General features: G+C 67.2%; 13 protein-coding genes. 4 read left to right on the top strand and 9 right to left on the bottom strand.

Annotated features, from left to right (window positions below; genetic code table 11):
* The 6 genes from B4L26_RS16675 to B4L26_RS16650 form a co-directional block, all read right to left on the bottom strand.
* A complete protein-coding gene (locus tag B4L26_RS16675; protein WP_290720608.1) occupies window positions 1–1509 on the bottom strand; it encodes an aldehyde dehydrogenase family protein in 1509 nt (502 codons plus the stop codon).
* Window positions 1510–1675: 166 nt separating this feature from the next.
* Window positions 1676–2830 carry a fatty acid desaturase family protein gene (locus B4L26_RS16670; RefSeq protein ID WP_290720607.1) on the bottom strand — a complete coding sequence of 385 codons (1155 nt, stop codon included), beginning with the start codon at window positions 2828–2830 and terminating at the stop codon, window positions 1676–1678.
* Window positions 2831–2939: 109 nt separating this feature from the next.
* Window positions 2940–4022, bottom strand: a complete 1083-nt coding sequence (locus B4L26_RS16665) for a ferredoxin reductase (RefSeq protein ID WP_290720605.1) — start codon at window positions 4020–4022, stop codon at window positions 2940–2942.
* A 95-nt stretch (window positions 4023–4117) separates the two neighbouring features.
* The gene (locus tag B4L26_RS16660) at window positions 4118–5275 is read right to left on the bottom strand and encodes an acetyl-CoA C-acetyltransferase (protein ID WP_290720603.1); all 1158 of its coding nucleotides are present in this window, start codon (window positions 5273–5275) and stop codon (window positions 4118–4120) included.
* Between the two features lie 33 nt (window positions 5276–5308).
* Window positions 5309–6133 carry an SDR family oxidoreductase gene (locus tag B4L26_RS16655; protein ID WP_290720601.1) on the bottom strand — a complete coding sequence of 275 codons (825 nt, stop codon included), beginning with the start codon at window positions 6131–6133 and terminating at the stop codon, window positions 5309–5311.
* On the bottom strand, window positions 6130–7437 hold the full coding sequence (locus B4L26_RS16650) for an acyl-CoA dehydrogenase family protein (RefSeq protein WP_290720600.1): 1308 nt from the start codon (window positions 7435–7437) through the stop codon (window positions 6130–6132). Before B4L26_RS16650 ends, B4L26_RS16655 begins: the two co-directional genes overlap by 4 nt.
* Before the next feature lie 42 nt (window positions 7438–7479).
* Between B4L26_RS16650 and B4L26_RS16645 the strand changes: the two genes are divergently transcribed.
* From B4L26_RS16645 to B4L26_RS16635, 3 genes are all read left to right on the top strand, one after another.
* Window positions 7480–9039: a FadD3 family acyl-CoA ligase gene (locus tag B4L26_RS16645; protein ID WP_290720598.1), complete on the top strand. Its 1560-nt coding sequence runs from the start codon at window positions 7480–7482 to the stop codon at window positions 9037–9039.
* Between the two features lie 170 nt (window positions 9040–9209).
* Window positions 9210–9467, top strand: coding sequence for a hypothetical protein (locus B4L26_RS16640; RefSeq protein ID WP_290720596.1), 258 nt, complete (start codon window positions 9210–9212; stop codon window positions 9465–9467).
* Entirely contained in the window at window positions 9464–9868 is a 405-nt protein-coding gene (locus tag B4L26_RS16635; protein ID WP_290720594.1) for a PIN domain-containing protein, read from the top strand. Before B4L26_RS16640 ends, B4L26_RS16635 begins: the two co-directional genes overlap by 4 nt.
* Here B4L26_RS16635 and B4L26_RS16630 read toward each other — a convergent pair.
* The 3 genes from B4L26_RS16630 to B4L26_RS16620 are packed head-to-tail and all read right to left on the bottom strand — an operon-like array spanning window position 9846 to window position 12088.
* Window positions 9846–10874 carry a DUF2891 family protein gene (locus B4L26_RS16630; RefSeq protein WP_290720591.1) on the bottom strand — a complete coding sequence of 343 codons (1029 nt, stop codon included), beginning with the start codon at window positions 10872–10874 and terminating at the stop codon, window positions 9846–9848. The two genes, B4L26_RS16635 and B4L26_RS16630, sit on opposite strands and share 23 nt — an antisense overlap.
* 13 nt (window positions 10875–10887) lie before the next feature.
* Window positions 10888–11649 carry a hypothetical protein gene (locus tag B4L26_RS16625; RefSeq protein WP_290720589.1) on the bottom strand — a complete coding sequence of 254 codons (762 nt, stop codon included), beginning with the start codon at window positions 11647–11649 and terminating at the stop codon, window positions 10888–10890.
* 28 nt (window positions 11650–11677) lie between these two features.
* On the bottom strand, window positions 11678–12088 hold the full coding sequence (locus B4L26_RS16620; protein ID WP_290720586.1) for a DUF5313 family protein: 411 nt from the start codon (window positions 12086–12088) through the stop codon (window positions 11678–11680).
* Window positions 12089–12723: 635 nt separating this feature from the next.
* Here B4L26_RS16620 and B4L26_RS16615 point away from each other — a divergent pair.
* Window positions 12724–13551 carry an alpha/beta hydrolase family protein gene (locus B4L26_RS16615; protein ID WP_324549642.1) on the top strand — a complete coding sequence of 276 codons (828 nt, stop codon included), beginning with the start codon at window positions 12724–12726 and terminating at the stop codon, window positions 13549–13551.
* The last annotated feature ends 34 nt before the right edge of the window (window positions 13552–13585 follow it).

Here is a 13585-nt window from a genome sequence, read left to right as displayed (position 1 = left end):
CTACCGCTTGGCGTTCTTGCGGATCGACCCCTTCAGGAATCGACGGAACATATTCACCTGGCTGTCGAAGAGCTTCGCGTCGCGGCTGGTGAACGGAGCCGACATCATCTCAGCGACGCTGATCGGCATCGACGACACGGTGACCGCGCGGGCGTGGCTGAAGGTGTCGAACCCGAACTTGCCGTGGTAGTTGCCCATCCCCGAGCGCCCGACGCCGCCGAACGGCAGGCCGTGGCTGAAGAGGTGCAGCGCGAAGTCGTTGCCGCTGATCGAGCCGCTGCGCGTGTTGTCGGCGACGCGCTTGAGGCGGTCGTTATCGTTGCCGATCCAGTAGAGGGTGAGCGGGTGGCCGGCGGAGTTGATCTTGTCGATCGCCTCGCCGAGCTCGCGATAGGGGTAGACGGTCAGGACCGGTCCGAAGACCTCGTCCTCCTCGATCTTCATGCCGGCCTTGACCCCGGTGAGCAGGGTCGGGGGGATCTTGCGCGCCAACGCATCGGGCAGATCCTCACCGGCGGGGATTACTTGACGCTTGGTCGCGCCGAGATCGACCGCGTCGTCGATCAGCCCGACGATCCGCTCGTAGTTCTTGTTGTTGATCGTCGACGTGTACTGGTTGTTGGTCAGCACCGTCGGGTAGTTCTGCGTCCACCGCTCGATGACCTTGTCGGTGAACTCGCCGACCTTGCCCTCGGGCACGAAGACGTAGTCCGGGCACAGACAGACCTGGCCACCGTTGACCATCCGGGCGTCGGCGATGATTTTGGCGGCCTTGGCGACGTCGGTGTCGACGTCGACGATGACCGGATTCTTGCCGCCCAGTTCCAGCGTGACGGGCACCAGGTTCTTACCGGCCTCGGCCGCGACAGACGCGCCGACCTCGGGTGAACCGGTGAAGAACATGTGGTCCACCTTCAGCTTGGCGAAGTCCGATCCGCCGCCGTGCTTGGAGGTGATGACTGCGAATTCTTCGATGGAGAAGTAGTCCGGCGCGTGCTTGGCGATGACGTCGGTGGTCCTCGCGGTGATCGACGACGGGCGCATCAGGATGCGGTTGCCCGCGGCGAATGCCGAGCCAGCGGGCACGATCGTCAGCTGCAGCGGGAAGTTCCACGGGCCCATGATCCCGACGACCCCGAGTGGGTCGTGACGCAGGCGCTGCTTGTAACCCAGCAGGCCCTGCACCTTGGCGACGTTGGTCTCCTTCATCCACTTCTCGAGGCTGCGCCGCTGGTGGGTGAGGTCGATCATGCAACCGGCCACGTCCGCGGCGACCGACAGCTCGCGCGGACGCGTGCCGAAGTCGGCGTCCAGCGCCTCACAGATCTCGTCGGAGTTGTCGAGCAGCAACGCCTGCAGCCGGTTGATCCGGTCGATGCGCGTCTTGGCGTCGGGGATTCCGTCGCGCAGGAACGCCGCGCGCTGGATCTCCAGCAGTTCCTCCATGGTGTGGGCCTCGGAGGAAACGTTGTCGCCGGTACGCACGCCGGCTTCAGCTGGCTTGGTCATGTAGAACTCCCTGCATTGGACGCGTTTAAGGATTGAGACAGATTGCTGTTTCTATTCCGATCCTACCCCGGGAGGTGGTGTGCATCACAGCTGCGGGGTCTCGATACACGCTCGCTCGCTCCGCTTGCGGGCGCACTCGACCACCGAAAGTCGAGACCCCCGACCGTCAGATGGACACCAGCGGCCGCGGGATCGCGTTGTCCTCAAGCGGCACGTAGGGCCCCTGCTTCTTGCCCGGCTTGCCACCGGGGAAGGCGAACCGCAGGATCTTGCGCTGCACGGAGAAGAACTGCTTGCCCAGGCGTCCGGAGTTGTAGGGCAGCTTGTGGCGCTCGCAGATCTCCTTGACCTTCGGCGCGATCTGCGCGTACCGGCTCGACGGCATGTCGGGGAAGATGTGGTGCTCCACCTGGTAGCCGAGGTTGCCGGCCATGACGTGGAAGATCGGCGATCCTTCGATGTTCGCCGAGCCGAGGAGCTGGCGGAGGTAGAAGCCGCCGCGGCCCTCGTTCTCGGTCTCCTCCTCGCTGAACGTGTAGCACTGGTCGGGGAAGTGACCGCAGAAGATGATCGCGTATGCCCAGACGTTGCGGATGATGTTGGCGGTGAAGTTGGCGGTCAGCGTCGGCACAAAGCCCTTGGGTCCCGACAGCAGCGGGAAGGCGATGTAGTCCTTGGCGATCTGCCGCCACGCCTTGTAGCCCATGCCGCGCGCTTCGGCCACCATCAGCTCTTTGGACTTCTCACCCTTGAGGATCGCCTCAATATCGAGATCGTGCAGCGCCACGCCCCACTCGAAGAATGCAGCGAGGATGAGGTTGTAGAACGGCTGGGCCAGGTACACCGGCTTCCACGGCTGGTTCTCGTCGATGCGCATGATCTCGTAGCCGAGATCCTTGTCCTTGCCGCGGATATTGGTGAAGGTGTGGTGCACGTAGTTGTGCGAGTGCTTCCACGCCTCCTTGGTCGACGCGCTGTCCCAGTCCCACGACGTGGAGTTGATCTTCGGGTCCTGCATCCAGTCCCACTGGCCGTGCATGACGTTGTGCCCGATCTCCATGTTCTCCAGGATCTTGGCGATCCCGAGCACGCCGGTGCCCAGCAGCCAGGCCGGCTTGTACCGCGAGCCCAGCAGGATGGCGCGGCCCAGCAGCGCGAGCTGGCGGTGCAGGGCGATGACGCTGCGGATGTACTCCGCGTCCTTGTCGCCGAGGCTGTTGAACACCTCATCGTGGATGGCGTCGAACTCGGCGCCGATCTGCTCGATCTCCTCCGGCGACAGTTGTGACAGCGGGTTGATCTGGTAGTCGGTGGTGGTCATTGGGTACTCCTTGTCATCACCCGACGAGGGGCGGCACGGGGGTTGGGCTGGAAAGCTGGGGCTGGAATAACGGGCTAAAAAGATTCTTACGACGGTGAGCCGGCTCGATCTACAGATCCAGGACGATGTCGCCTTCGGGGCAGTTGACGCAGGTGCGGACCTCGGTGCCGGCGAGCATCACGTCGCCGGTACGCAGGTCGCGGACCTCGCCGTGGACGAGTCGTCCGACGCAGGTGTGGCAGATCCCGATCCGGCAGCCGTACGGCAGGTTCAGATCGGCGGCCTCACCGGCGTCGAGGATCACCTCGTCCGGTCCACAGGTCGCGGTCTGGCCGGAGCGCTGGAACGTGATGGTCCCGCCTTGGCCCGAGGCCGCGCGCACCATGTGCTCGAAGGATTCGACGTTGACGTCGTGCCCGACGGACAGCGCGTGCTCGCGGAACGCGTCGAGCATCTCCCCCGGGCCGCACGCGTAGGCCTGCCGGTCACGCCAGTCGGGGCACAGTTCGTCGAGCGCCGACGGTTCGATGCGCCCGTCGACGGAGGTCTCGCGCAGGACGTAGTTGTAGTTCGCCTCCGATTCGGCCAGGGCCGTGAGGTCGGGGCCGAAGATCGCATCGTCGGCCGTCTTGGCCGAATGCAAGTGCACGACGTCGGGCATGTCACCGGCGCGCTCCAACGCGCGCAGCATCGCCATGACGGGCGTGATGCCGCTTCCGGCGGTGATGAACAGCAGCTTGCGCGGCACGGCCTCGGGCAGGATGAACTGTCCCTCGACCTCGCCAAGGGTCACCAGCGCACCGAGCCCGCGCCCGGAGTTCAGCCAGTTCGAGACGATGCCGTCACCGGAGCGCTTGACCGTGATGGTGATCTGACCGTCGGGACGCGATGCGTCGGTGCTGAGCGAGTACGCGCGCCAATAGCGCTTGCCGTCGATGTCGAATCCGACGCGCAGGTACTGGCCCGCCTTGTGTCCGCGCCACCGGAATCCGGGGACGATGAACACAGTCACCGCATCGGGCGTCTCGTTGTGGATGCGCTCGATGCGGCCCTTGGCCTCGACCGTGGACCACAGCGGGTTGATCAACGAGATGTAATCGTCGATCTTGAGTGGCCAGGTGAAGTACTGCAGACCGCGAACGGCCAGGCGCATCGGCGCCGGCATCTCGACTCTGGCACCGGCTTCGGGCATGTGATCCCCCTCACAAATTGGGCTGTGGGTTCACCATAGCCAACTCGCGAGTAACCCGTGCGACTAACGCCCTGCAGGCACGGCGCCGACGACCGTCAGCTCAGGCGCTCGATGATGGTGACGTTGGCAGTGCCGCCACCCTCACACATCGTCTGCAGCCCGTAGCGACCGCCCGTGCGCTCCAACTCGTTGAGCAGCGTCGCGAACAGCTTGGTGCCGGTCGCGCCGAGCGGATGGCCCAGCGCAATCGCGCCGCCGTTGGGGTTGACCTTGGCCGGATCTGCGCCGGTCTCCTTGATCCACGCCAGGACGACGGGAGCGAACGCCTCGTTGATCTCGACGACGTCGATGTCGTCGATGCTCAGGCCCGTCTTCGCCAACGCGTGCGCGGTGGCCGGGATGGGCGCCGAGAGCATCATGATCGGGTCGTCGCCGCGCACCGTGAGGTAGTGGATGCGCGCCCGCGGGGTCAGGCCGTACTCCTTGAGCGCCTTCTCCGAGACCACGAGCGTCGCCGACGCCCCGTCGGAGATCTGCGACGCGACGGCGGCGGTGAGGCGCGAGCCCTCCGAGAGCGGTGCCAGCGCGGCCATCTTCTCCAGCGTCGTGTCGCGGACGGTCTCGTCGACGGCGAAATCGCCGACGGGGACGATCTCGTTCTTGAATCGGCCCTCGTCGATGGCGGCGCGGGCGCGCTGGTGGCTCTGCAGCGCCCAGCGCTCCATGTCCTCGCGGCTGATGTCCCACTTCTGCGCCATCATGTCGGCGCCGACGAACTGGCTGATCTGGGCGTCGCCGAAGCGCTCCACCCACTTGACCGACTCGGCGGTCGGGCCGTGGAAGCCGTACTGCTGACCGACGATCATCGCCGCAGAGATCGGGATGGCGCTCATGTTCTGCACGCCGCCGGCGATCACCACGTCCTGGGTGCCGCTCATGACGCCCTGGGCGGCGAAGTGCACGGCCTGCTGGCTGGAGCCGCACTGACGGTCGATGGTGGTGCCGGGCACGCCCAGCGGTCCGCCGGCCGCGAGCCACGCGGTGCGGCCGATGTTTCCCGACTGCGAGCCGATGGTGTCGAGGCAGCCGAAGACGACGTCGTCGACGACCTCCGGGTCGATTCCGGTGCGGTCGAGCAGGCCGGTGATGATCTCGGCGCCGAGGTCGGCCGAGTGCATGGGGGCGAGGGTGCCGTTCTTCTTGCCGACGGGGGTGCGGACGGCGTCGACGATGTAGGCCTGGGGGGTGCTCATTGTTGTTCTCCTGATCGAAGGGGTTCGCGCGGGTCAGGCCCGCTGGCTGGAAATGGAGACGACCTCACCGGTGAGGTAGGTCGTGTAGTCGCTGGCGAGCATCGCGATGGTGGCGGCGATCTCCCAGACCTCGGCGGCGCGGCCATAGGCCTCGTTCGCGGCGAGCTCGTCGAGCAGTTCGTCGCTGGTCACCTTGGCCAGGAACGGGTGGCGGGCGATCGACGGTGAGACGGCGTTGATGCGCACGCCGTAGTCGGCGGCCTCGACGGCCGAACATCGCGTCAGCGCCATCACGCCGGCCTTCGCCGCGGCGTAGTGCGCCTGCCCACGCTGGGCGCGCCAGCCCAGGACCGAGGCGTTGTTGACGATGACGCCGCGCTGAGCGGGATTCGCGGCTGCAGCGTCGCGGAAGTACCGCAGCGCCGCCCGCGTCGCCCGGAACGTGCTGTTCAGAGTGATGTCGAGGACGCGGTCCCACTGCTCGTCGGTCATGTCGGCGACGGGGGTCTCGCCACCGAGGCCGGCGTTGTTGACCAGGACGTCGATGCGGCCCAGCTGCTGAGCCGCCGACGCGATCAGCGCGTCGACCTGCTCGGTGCTGGACACGTCGCAGACGAAGGACGCGACCTGCTGGTCGCCGAACTCGGCGGCCAGCGTCTCGACGGTCTCACCCAGACGACGCTCGTGGAAGTCGGAGACGAGGACGTCGGCGCCCTCGAGAAGTGCGCGTCTGGCCGTCGCGAAGCCGATTCCGGTCCCGGCCGCGGCGGTGACGACGACCTTCTTCCCGACGAGAAGGTTGTGGCCGCCGATCTCCTCGGGGACGGCGGCAAGCGGGGAAAGGGGTCGTTCGCTCATGCGCGGGCCTCTCGGGGTAGGCCGAGCACCCGCTCGGCGATGATGTTGCGCTGCACCTCGTTGGAGCCGCCGTAGATCGTGTCGGCACGGGTGAACAGGTACAGCCGCTGCCATTCGTCGAGTTCGACGTGCTCGGGATCGGTGACGACGTTGAGCGCGCCCTCCGATGTGGTGGGCGGCCCGACGAGCGACGGCGCGCCGACGACCCGCATGGCGAGTTCGCCGAGGCGACGGTGCCAGTTGGCCCAGAGCAGTTTGGCGACGGAGGCGTCGCCAGCGGAGGTGTCGAAGCCGTGGGCGGTGCGGATCGCGGTGCCGGTGTCGCCCTCGCCCAGGGCCGCGTCGAGAGTGCGCTGCGCGTGGGCGCGCATCACGGCGAGCTCGATGCGGGCGCGTTTGAGGTCGGTGGCGATCGCCGGCTTGTCCAGTGCCCCGTTGGCCTTGGCGACCTCGACGAGGTTGTCGAGTTCGCGCGCGAAGCCGACCTGCTGTCCCAGCGTGGAGACACCGCGCTCGAACTGCAGCAGCCCCATCGCCACGGCCCAGCCTCCGCCGGGCTCGCCGACGATGAGATCCGCGTCGGTCACCGCGTCGTCGAAGAAGACCTCATTGAACTCCGAGGTGCCGGTGAGCTGCTGGATCGGGCGGATCGTGACGCCCGGCTGATCGAGCGGCACGAGCAGGAACGACAGTCCGGCGTGGCGCTGCGAGCCCGGCTCGCTGCGCGTGATGACGAAGGCCCACTGTGAGTGGTGCGCCAACGACGTCCAGATCTTCTGGCCGTTGATGACCCACTTGTCGTCGTCCAGCCGTGCAGTCGTCGCGACGCCGGCGAGGTCGGAGCCTGCTCCCGGCTCGGAATAGCCCTGCGCCCACAGTTCGGTGACATTGACGATGCCGGGCAGGAAGCGCTGTTTCTGCTCCTCGGTGCCGAACTCGATCAGCGTCGGCCCGAGCAGTTCTTCGCCGAGGTGGTTCACGCGGTCGGGTGCGTTGGCCCGGGCGTACTCCTTGTGGAAGATGATGCGCTGACTCATCGTCGCACCGCGTCCGCCGTAGCGCGACGGCCAGCCCAGGCAGGTCCAGCCGGCCTCGGCCATGTGCCGGTTCCAGGCGAGGCGCTCGGTGAAGAACTCGTGCTCGCTGCCGGGCCCGCCGCGACCGCGTAGCTGCGCGTACTCGCCGACGAGGTTCTCGTCGAGCCATTCCCGCACGGCACGCGCGAAGACGGCGTCGGCGTCGGGCGTGACGGCTGCCCATTCGCCGAGGTCGACGGCCCGGTCGGCCAGGTTGATCGACGTCATGACCCCTAGCTTAACCTACCAAGCATTTGCTAGGTTTTTTCCATGACGGCGCCTGCAACCACCACCCCGCAAGCACTGCGATGGGCTGCTCAGACATGGCCTGACGAGATCGCGATCGTCGACGAGCAGTGGACCGACGAACCGATCACCCTGACCTGGCGACAGCTGCTCGGCGAGGCCCGGGTGTTCGCCGCGGCGCTCATCGCGACCGGCGTCGCCCACGGTGACCGCGTCGCCGTGTGGGCCCCCAACAGCTACCACTGGCCGATCGCCGCGCTGGGCACCCACTACGCCGGCGGGGTGCTCGTCCCGCTCAACACCCGGTACACGATCAGCGAGGCCGCCCAAATCATCGAACGGGCCGATGCGCGGGTGATCGTCACCGTCGGAGAGTTCGTCGGCACCAACCGTCTGGCCGACGTCCTCGGCAATCCTGTCAGCGAGGGGCGGACCGTCGTCGGGATCGACCTGGACGATCGGGGCTCGCTGCCCTCACCCGCGGTCCCGTGGCCCGAGTTCCTCACGCGCGGGACCGAGTTGGGCGCCGCCGATGCGCGGGCTGACGCGGTCGCACCGACCGACATCTCCGACATCCTGTTCACCTCCGGCACCACCGGCGCACCCAAGGGCGTGCTGGCCGAGCACCGCCACACCATTGCCGGCGCACATGCCTGGGGCGCCAATGGCGAACTTGGTCCGGGCGATAAGTACCTGCAGGCCAATCCGTATTTCCACACCTTCGGCTACAAGGCCGGGATCTTGCCGTCGGTGCTGTTCGGCACGACGATGGTGCCGCTCGCGGTCTTCTCCCCCGACGCCGCGATGCGGATGATCGACGAGCACAAGATCACCGTCTTCCCCGGCGCCCCCACGGTGTTCCAGACGATTCTGGACAACCCGCAGCGCGCCGGGCACGACTTGTCGTCGCTGCGGTTGGTCGTCACCGGCGCGACGGTCGTGCCGGTGGTGCTCATCGAGCGGCTGCAATCCGATCTCGGCGTCGAAACCGTCCTCACCGCCTACGGGCAGACCGAGACGAGTGGCTTCATCACCACGTGCACCGCCGACGACGACGATGTGACTGTCGCGACGACGTGTGGGCGCGCGTACCCGGGCATGGAGATCAAGCTCGACAACCCCGACGAGAGCGGCGCCGGCGAGGTGCTGGCCCGCGGGGCGATGGTGATGCGCGGCTACCTCGACGACCCGGCGGCGACGGCAGCGACGATCGACGCCGACGGCTGGTTGCACACCGGCGACGTCGGGACGATCGATGCGCGAGGCAATCTGAAGATCACCGACCGCCTCAAGGACATGTACATCTGCGGCGGGTTCAACGTGTACCCGGCCGAGGTCGAGCAGGTGATTGCGCGCGTCGACGGTGTCGCCGAGGTCGCGGTGATCGGCATTCCCGACGAGCGCCTCGGCGAGGTCGGGCGCGCCTTCGTCACCCCGCGCCCGGGTGTCGACGTCGATCCCGACGCGGTGTTGGCCCATGCCCGCGAGCACTTGGCGAACTTCAAGGTCCCGCGCTCGGTGGTGATCGTCGAGTCCTTCCCCCGCAACGCCTCGGGCAAGATCCTCAAGCGCGAACTCTCCTAGCGTTGGTCGGCTAACAGTGCCGAGGTGTGGTACTCCCGGGTGGTCCACCACCTCGGCATTGACGCTCTGATCGCGCGCCACCCACGGTGGTCGAGTGCGCCCGCGAGCGCAGCGAGCGTGCGTGTATCGAGACCAACCCGTGTAGCACGGGTTCAGTGCTACACTGAACAATGGCTAATCTGACGATCACCGTCGACGAGGAGACGCTCAAGCGCGCCCGGGTCCGCGCTATTGAGCGCGGCGAGTCGGTGAACCAATACCTGGCCGACCGCTTGCGCGAGTACGCCGACGACGACGGTGAACGTGCGCGGCGACGGGCGTCGGCACAACGCTTCGTCGCATTGTCGGAGGAGTTGAGCGGAAGCAGTCACGGTCGCGCGTGGACGCGAGACGAGCTGTACGCCGATCGCCTCAGGCAACGCGGATGAGAGTCTTCTTCGACACCAACGTCCTCGCCCACCAATACGACGACAGCGCCGGCGACAAGCAGCGGATCGCTCGCGAAGTGTTCCTCTCTCGCGCCGAAGACGCCGTGATCAGTACGCAAGTGATGATCGAACTGCACGCGGTATTGACGCGACGGCTCGGAGTCTCACGAGAAGCCGCTGCCCGCGTCCTCGACACGCTGGCGCTCGAGGTGGTACCCGCCGACGAACACCTCGTGCGCCGGGCGGCCGACACGGCGGCTGCGCACCAGCTTTCAATCTTTGACGCCCTGGTCCTGGAAGCCGCCGCGGCGGCCGGGTGCCACGAACTGTGGACCGAAGACCTCGCCGACGGTTCGATTCTGCGCGGCGTGCGAATCGTCAATCCATTCCGCGCGGATTGACCCTGACCAGCGCGTCGATCGCGAACGTCGGGACCCAGTGCCCGCTGGCGTAGTCGTCGAGGTAGTCGAGCGCACCCACGCCACGTTCAAGATGTGCGACGGCGAGACCGTCGATCCGCTCACGAACGCGCGGCTCACGCACCGCCGGGGCAATGTCAGCCAGCGCCGCAGCGCGCGTGAACGGCAGCGCGACGATGTGCGCCTGGTGGTAGTCGCCGGGTGAGACCGGGCCCGGGGGCAGCGGGAGCGCCTCACCGTCGTCGTCGAAGAACCGCGGGAGGAACCGTGCCAGCCACAGCTCGAAGACCTCCGGATCCTCGACCGCGGCCATGAGCCGGGCCTCTTCGAGCGACGGGGAGAGGAACTGGTTGGCGCCGGGCTCGTAGTCGACGGGCGCGCACACATCGTCGCGGTAGAGCCGCACCGCGAGGCCGTCGATCCGCGCGGCCAACTCCTCGTCGGCGATGGCCGTCGCGTACCGCCGCAACTGGTGCAGGTTCCAGGCGGTGTCGCGGTGTTGGCCGCTGCGGTCGGGCAGGCCGACCACGTCCAGCCATTGCCGGGTCTGATCGTCGACGACGACGCGCAACGGTTCGAGGGTCTCCGCAAGCGCGGTGAACCGCCGTCCAGCGGCCCTCAGTTCGACGCTCAGCCGCAGCAGCCACGTCGCGCCGTAGGGGACCTCCGCCAGGACGCGACGGGCGAACGTCGCCGCTTCGGCCTCGACGCCGTCGGGGGTGATCGTCTCGCCCAGCAATCCGGCGACGTCGGCGGTGAGCTCTGGGTCCGCCAGGACCGTCAAGGCCCGTACCAGCGCCCAGGTGCTGTGCACGTTCGAGTGCCAGTCGTAGGACCCGTAGAACACCGGCGTGCGTTCGCGGGGCAACGACCGGTCTGCGGGCCCGAGGACGAGGTGGGCGCTCCACGTCGGGAATTCTTGGTGCAGGTGCCCGCGGATGCGCTGCGCGAGGGCGCGGATCAGGGTGGTGGCGGCGTCGGTGGGCATGGCGGGATCGGTCCTAGTCGTCGACGTAGCCGCCGTCGCTGAGACCCGCCTGCGCCTCAAAGCGGTTCACCCGCCCCAGAGAGGCCGCTGCCAGCGCCTCCCGCAGATAGGCCGACGCGAATCGCGCCGGACCCCGCTGCGCCCACTGGTCGGCGTGGATCTCCTCGTGGTGCAGCAGGCGGTCGAGCGGCAGCCGGCCGAGGCACATCTGCCCGTCGCGGCGGTACACCACGCGACCCGCCTCGACGGTCGCCGCGAGGATCGGGCCCGCGTCGCGCGCACCCGAGTTGATCAGGAAGATGTCGCCCCACGTCGTGCCGCCCAGCTGGCTGCACATCCGTAGCGCGGCGTTGCCACCCGCGCCCATCAGCATGCCGGTGGGCGTGGTCACCAGCCGCGCACCGCCCGCATCGGCCACCCGCACCGCCCGGGCATAGCTCCACGCGTTACCCGCCTGGCGCGCCTTGATGCGCAGCACCTCGTCGGCGCTGAACGGCGTCGGGGCGAAGTCGCGACGCGCCAGGTCGCCGTATCCGGTCCCGGCGTTCCACACGTAGGTGAGCCAGGCCGCGCGCGCCACGTCGGCGCCGCTCATCCCCGGCGGGACGAGGAAGTAGGACCGGCCGGAGCCGTCCTCAAGCGCGGTCATGGTGCCGAGGATGTCGAAGGCATCGCGACGCAGGGAGTTCGACGTGGCGATGGCGGCAAGTTCCTCGTCGTCGGCGCCGCGACGACGCGCAGCGCGCAGCCACGCGTCGTATCCGGTTACTCCCATGCCGGGGCGCGGTGGGACTCGCGGGCCGTCAGGCCCGGCCGTGGCGGCGCTCGTAGTCGAGGTGGTCGGCCTCGGACTTCTTGCGGATCGTCTCATCCGCCAGGGCCGGGTCCAGGCCGTTCCGCTGCAGCGTCGCGCGCCGGTAGTACTTGTCGAAGACGAAGGTGAAGTAGAGCGCGCCCAGGAAGATCGGCAGCGTGACGATGATCGCCGTCCCCCACCCGACGCTCTTGTGGGTGAGCAGGAACGGCGACAGCAGGATCACGACGGGGAGCATGAAGCGGAACACGACGCGCCGCGTGGCCCCGGGGCCGGCGTTGTCCTCGCGGACCCAGTTCTGGTACTTCGCCGGCAGTGGTCGCTTGCCATAGGTCCGACGCCCATAGGCGTAGGGGATGAACTCCCAGAGGGTCGGGCGCGGTCGTTCAGAGTTGCTCACGAGGGCGAGTTTAGGCCGCGTTGTCTCCGTTTGGTCACTTCTGAGGGCTGGACGATCGTCCAGATGGCGATCCGCGGCCGAACCGGCGGAAGTGTTCGAACGAAAACCGAATCTTGTTGTGGCGCAAAGTGACCCAGGTCTCAACTCGGGCGCTCTTGTTCGAACAGACTCCACCGACTTTGATAACTGACTCATAACGGTTCGGTCACAGCCAGATAACATGACTCTGTTAGTTTGACCACACTGTGACCCAGTCGATAGCTTTCTCCGCAGCAGTCAAGGCCGATTGCACAACGTTTACGAAAAGGAGTCCTCATGGACATCGCCGCTCTCCTCGCCCTCGTCATTCAGCTGGCCACCCTCACCGCCTAGGGTCTTTCCGCGACAAGCCGTCCCACTCGATTGTGGGGCGGCTTGTCGTTGGTTTGGGGTAGGAATTCGGCCCAACCTGGGCGAACCGAGAAGGTGGAGGATCTGTGCGCAAACGAGATGTGCGAGTCGCGGTCGTGGCCTTGGCCGCGGCCATGACGATCGGAGTGCCAGCCGCTGCCGCAGACACGAAGTCGGCAACCTACTTGAAGTCAGGTGGCTCGTCGCAGGCAAGGGTGTCGAATATCGTCGTCCACTCCGGCGCGATGGACCGTGACGTACCGTTCGTCGTCATCAAACCAAAGGATGCGTCGAAACCGCGCGGGGTGCTCTACCTCTTCAACGGTGCCGGGGGCGGAGAGACCGTCAACAACTGGATCACCAAGACCGACATCGTCAAGTTCCTCTCCGACAAGAACGTCTACGTCGTCATCCCGATGGCGGGGGCGGCGACTTACTACACCGACTGGCAGAAGCCTGACCCCCGGCTGGGGGTCAACAAGTGGTCGACGTTCCTGGGCAAAGAACTGCCACCGATCATCGCCGCCACATACAACACCAACGGACGCAACGCCGTCGGGGGGATCTCCGGAACGGCCACCTCCTCGCTCAACTTGGCTATTGAGTACCCAGGCCAGTACCAGGCTGTCTCCTCCTTCAGCGGGTGCGCCTCGACCACCGATCCGATCGGCGAAGCAGCGGTGCGCTCGGTGGTGGAGCTGCGCGGTCAAGCGAACGCAACCAATATGTGGGGGCCGTATGGCGGTCCGGGGTGGCGTGCCCACGACCCGACGTTGAACGCGGCCCGCCTGCGCGGTACCGCGCTCTTTATCGCCACTGCCCCTGGGACGCCCGGTCCTTACGACACGCCTCAGTACGTTTCCGATCCGGGGGCACTTGCCAACCAGCTCGTGGTCGGCGGAATCCTCGAGGCCGGGGCGCAACAGTGCACCCTGAATTTCCTGCGCCGCCTCGGCGAGCTGAAGATCCCAGCGACCGTCGACATGCCGCCCGCCGGCACCCACTCCTGGGGCTATTTCCAGGATATGTTCCACAACGCGTGGCCCTTCTTCGCCAAGGCCCTCCACGCCTAGCCCCTTCCGCCGACTGGGCCCTCCGGCACCGCCC

The organism is Gordonia sp. UBA7599 (genome assembly GCA_002477755.1).
Classification (GTDB): domain Bacteria; phylum Actinomycetota; class Actinomycetes; order Mycobacteriales; family Mycobacteriaceae; genus Gordonia.
The sequence above is the reverse complement of the archived record's forward strand: the minus strand, read 5'-3'. Positions and strand labels throughout refer to the sequence as shown.